Origin of the sequence: Nocardia sp. NPDC060220, from assembly GCF_042727815.1 — a bacterium.
GTDB lineage: Bacteria > Actinomycetota > Actinomycetes > Mycobacteriales > Mycobacteriaceae > Nocardia.
Genome location: NZ_JBHWZY010000630.1, coordinates 1 through 4123 on the forward strand (window position 1 = coordinate 1; position 4123 = coordinate 4123).

Here is a 4123-nt window from a genome sequence, read left to right on the forward strand (position 1 = left end):
CGTCTTCTCCCCGAGTCGTTGATCGGGCATCGCCACCACTGCGGCGTTGGCGATGTTCTCGTGTTTCACCAGCAGCAGCTCGATCTCCTCGGCATTGATCTTCTCCCCGCCCCGATTGATGAGGTCCTTGATCCGCCCTTCGATCGACAGGTACCGCCCGCCGTCGATGGTGGTCACCATGGCGAGATCGCCGGTGCGATAGAAGCCCTCGGAGGTGAAGGCGGTCCGATTGTGTTCGGCCGCGTCGAAATAGCCGGGAATGGTGTACGGCCCGCGACAGACGAGCTCACCGACGCTGCCGTCGGACAGTTCGGTCTCGCCGCCGGGATCGAGGATCCGGATCTCGTCGTCGGCGGCGATCGGGGTGCCGACCGTGGCGAACCTGGCTTGCTCCGGAGCCGCCGGTTCGGTCACGGTGAACAGCCCCTCCGACATGCCGAAAAGCTGCCCGGCCCACCGCCCTTCGCCGTCATCCGCACGTTCGAAGAGCTCAGCGGTCGGCTTCGCGCCGGAGAGGATCACCTGCCGGACCTCGCGCCGGACCTCGTCGTAGCCGGGCGACAACAGGGCTTGGAAGTGTCCGTGCCCGAAGAGAACCGCCGTCGCCTGCGCGCCGGCGATCAGCGGAAACGCCGTCGCCGGATCCGCGGTCGCCAGGATCAAGCAACCGCCCACCGAATGCGCGCCGTGCAGACCGCAGGTGATGCCGGCGTTGTGGATGATCGGGATCAGGTGGGCGACACGGGTGTTCTCGTCCCAGCCGAGCCTGCGCGCGTAGAGCAGTCCGTTGTTCCAGTACTCGACGTGCAGGCGTGGAATCACCTTGGGCACCCCGGTGGTGCCACCGGAGAGCTGAAACGCCGCGATGTCGAGGGGATCGATGGCGGACTGAACCTGTGCCACGTGCGCTCGCGCCTGATCCGCCGGCACGTCGGCGCCGAGCGATTCGAGCGCGTAGGTGCCGATACCGTCCGGCGCGGCGAGCGTGAGAATGCGCCGCAGGGTCGGATGGCCGTCGGCCTGCTCGCGGGCGAAGGTGACCAGATCGAACGTTGTTCCGGCCTCTACCAGGTGCGCGACCGCGCCGACCTTACGGCTGATCTGCCCGACTTCGTGGCCTCGATGGGCCGCCAAAGTCGCGACCGGGACGAGGCCCGCTTTCAGACAGCCGTACCAGGCGAATACGGTCTCGAGCCGATTGCCGACCTGGAACAGGACCGGATCACCGGGTCGGAGGCCGATCTCGCCGAGCCCGACGGCGATACGATCGGTGCGGACGTCGAGCTCGGCGAACGTCACCGAACCCTCGGCGGCGATCACCGCCATCCGGTCCGGGAACCGGATGGCGATGTCGTGGAGTCGTTCGGCGACAGGCTGATCGGTCCACGCACCGGAGTGGCGGTACCGGTCCGCGCGGTCGGCCGGGAACCCGACGAGGCGTTCGCCCCAGCGCGCGCGGCCGGTCACGGACGTGGTCATCGCTGTGCCACCGCGGGGAGCAGCTGGGCCAGTTCGGCGATGTGGTCGGGGTGATCGGCCGGAACCACACCGGAGTACACCGCGGTCCAGCATCCGGGGCAGCACTGCTGCCGGAACACCACTTCGGTGTCGACGTAGACCGCTGGGTCGGAGGTCACCTGCGGTCCGGCCACACTGGACGGTCCCTCGAAGCGCGCCAGCGCCAGCTTGCCGGACTTGCTGTCGCCGAGCAGCTGACCACAGTGCGCGCACCCGACCACGCGGTTGTCGCCGATGCGGACTTCGACCAGGTTGTCGTCGAGGCGGCGGGCATGCGTCAGATCCAGTTTCGCGTCTTGGCTCGGTGGCACGGTGGAGCGCTGCCGCCGTTCCTCGCGCACGGACGCACGCAATGTTTCGGTGCGGGCGGAGTCGAGGTCGCCGTCGGTGACGACGACGCCGTACCCGGCTTCGGCGCCGGCCGGTGTCACCTTGCCGTTGCGCACATCGATCGCCACGGACTCGGGCTCGCGTCGCAGCGGGTCGCCGTAACCGCCGCCACCCTGCCAATGCATGTAGAGCACCTCGCCCGGAGCCAGGTAGCTCTCCGCGTAGCACGCACCCAGATCCTGAGTGCCCGCCAGCTCGTCGAGCGAACCGGGAATCGATCCCGCGGCCAGCATCTCGGTGACACCGGAGTCGCGCGCCAGGATCTCCAGGCCGGTGTTGCCCGGCAAGCCACCGGCGAGTCCACCGTTCTGGGACACCGCCTTGCCCGCAGACGCGAAGACCAGGCCCATCGGCAGGCTCGTCCCGTACGGGGTGACCGCGAGTGAGGCGCTGACACCACCGCGATGCCGGCCGGGGCCACCGGAGTCGGGCTCCTCGCGACGCCACAGGGTGAGCAGCGGATACAGGAACTCGGTCATCTCGGTGTCCGGAATGCGCCCCATCGGGATACAGAACAAACCGCCGGTGTCCATGCCGTCGGCCACCGGACGCGCACCGTAGCCGCCCGCCATGGGTTCCATCATGATGCTGAGGAACGGCACGGGCTGCTCGGGCCGCTCGTCCAGGCCCGCCACCACAGTGGTGTCCCAGGTGCCGCAGCAGGACGCCTGTACGTTCTTGCCCAGCTCGATGTGCTGGTCGAGCATCTGGGCGAGGCACTCCGCGATCAGGTTGCCGGTCAACCACGCCGGCCCGATCGGGCCACGGCTGACCGCGGCCGGGAAGGTGGCGTTGTTGAGCGTGCCTTCCTCGGAGATCAATTCGAAGCAGCGCATGAGGCCACCGGCCGACCAGGGAATGTCGCCGGCCAGGATCGGCAGCAGCGCGAGCATCACCCCGCCGCGCATGCCGGCGTAGGTGCAGTTGATCACGCCGGTCTGCGGGTCGGTGCCGGTGAAGTCGAAGACGAGGTGGTCGTCGCGCTTCGTCATGGCCACGGTGATCTTGTGGACACCACGGTCACCCACATTCGCCTGGTCCTGGTAACCGGTGGCACGCCAGGTGCCGTCGGGCAGATCGGACAGCTTCGTGCGCAGCCGGGTCTCGGCATCGGCCATCATGCGCTTCATGACGGCCTTGACCGTGTCGGCTCCGTATTGCTCGATCACCGCGAGCAGCCGGTTGCGGCCGACGGAGTTGGCGCCGATCTTCGCGCGCAGGTCCAGGCCGACCAGCATCGGCACGCGCGAACGGCGGACCCAGGCATCGGCGACATCGCGCTGCAGTTCGTAGTCACGCACGACCTTGATCGGCGGAGTGGGCAGGGACTCGGAGAACACGTCCTTGGCCGCGGGGTCGAAGGACCCGAGGCCGGAGCCACCGAGGTCGGGTTCGTGGCAGATCGCGCTGGTCCAGGCGAACAGCTTGCCGTCGTGGAAGACCGGCTGGTAGACGATGACATCGCTCTGGTGCAGACCGCCACCGACCCAGGGGTCGTTGCACAGGAACATGTCGCCCTCGGTGATACCGGGGTTGCTCGCGCGGTTCTGCAGGGTCCAGTAGATCGCCAGGTCCACCGCGCCGACCAGCATGGTGTTGTAGAGACCGACCTGGACTTCCTGGCCGAGCTCGTCGCTGATGGCGAAGTCGAAGTCGTTGGCGTCGGTCACGATCGGTGAACCCGACATCCGCTTGAGCGCCTCGCCCATCTCGTCGGTCACCGACCAGAGCCGGTGCCGGATCACCTCGTAGGTGAGCGGGTCGACGTTGTCGATCTGTTCTTGCGTCACGGTGTGCACGGGCACCGACGAAGGCAGCGAACGCTGCAATGCGTCGAGGTCCGGCGGTCGGCTCACGAATCCTTCGGAGCCGGGAATCGTTGTGGTCATGGTCGTACTCCTGGTGTGCTGAGGGCGGTCAGTCGACGGTGATCGTGAGGTTGCCGAGCCGGTCGATCGAGCCGGTCGTGTCGTGCGGCACAACGACTGTCGTCGTCGGTACCTCGATCACCGCGGGTCCGCGCAGGACATGGCCGGCCCGCAGTTTCGTGTAGTCGTAGATGTCGGTGTCGACGTAGCCGCGGCGCCCGTCCAAGCACACCTTGCGAGTGCCGAGCAACGCGGGGCGCGCGTCGGCGGATTCCGCGGCGGCCAATGGCGGCAGTTCCGGGGTGAAGGGCAGGACGCCGGTGCCGCGCACGCGGTAGGTGATCGCC

Annotated in this window: 2 protein-coding genes and 1 pseudogene; all 3 read right to left on the reverse strand. The window is 68.0% G+C overall.

The window, feature by feature from the left end:
- On the reverse strand, positions 1-1479 hold a 1479-nt coding region (locus tag ACFWF3_RS26640), incomplete at its 3' end, for an AMP-binding protein (protein ID WP_379316083.1).
- Entirely contained in the window at positions 1476-3797 is a 2322-nt protein-coding gene (locus ACFWF3_RS26645; protein ID WP_379316085.1) for a hydantoinase B/oxoprolinase family protein, read from the reverse strand. The genes ACFWF3_RS26645 and ACFWF3_RS26640, both read right to left, overlap by 4 nt.
- A gap of 28 nt (positions 3798-3825) precedes the next feature.
- Positions 3826-4123, reverse strand: a pseudogene (locus ACFWF3_RS26650) (hydantoinase/oxoprolinase family protein); the annotation flags it as partial.

Coding starts and splice junctions, on each gene's coding strand:
- ACFWF3_RS26645 (WP_379316085.1), bottom strand. CDS start 3,797: ATGACCACAACGATTCCCGGCTCCGAAGGATTCGTGAGCCGACCGCCG.